Source organism: Burkholderia ubonensis, assembly GCF_902833085.1.
Lineage (GTDB): Bacteria > Pseudomonadota > Gammaproteobacteria > Burkholderiales > Burkholderiaceae > Burkholderia > Burkholderia ubonensis.
In genome coordinates, this window is sequence record NZ_CADFEB010000029.1 from 1 (window position 1) to 457 (window position 457).

Genomic DNA, 457 nt, shown 5'->3' on the forward strand with positions numbered 1-457 from the left:
CTGGCAGCCGTGACCTGACCGGCTGCGACGTTGGTGATCTGGCGTTCCGCACCCGGCGTGCCGACGCTCACGACCCCCACGGGCGCGCTGCCGGCGAATGCGCCGAACGTGGTCGAGCCGACCGCCGCACTGCCGGTCGGATTGGCCACGGCCGTTGCCGAGTTCGCGCCGAGCGCGACCGAGTCGTTGGTCGAGGCGGTCGCGCCCTTGCCGATCGCAACGGCGTCGGCGCCCGTCGCGACGCTGTCCGCGCCCGTCGAATTCGCGTGGACGTACTTGATGCCGTTCGCGTTGATGTTGTCGATCGCCGAGCCGACGCTGTTGTTCGTCGTCGTCGTGCCGTTCGCGTTGTACGTCGTGTACGACGGCGCGGAGATCGCGCCCGTCGCAGGGTTGTACGCCGCGCCGCCGCCGAGCGCCGCAGCGGTGCTGCTGCCGAGGTTGTTGGTCGTGGTCG

At 70.9% G+C, this 457-nt stretch carries 1 pseudogene; it reads right to left on the reverse strand.

Features of this window, described 5'->3' with window-relative positions:
- Positions 1–457 (reverse strand): annotated as a pseudogene (locus HWX31_RS34675) (hypothetical protein); the annotation flags it as partial.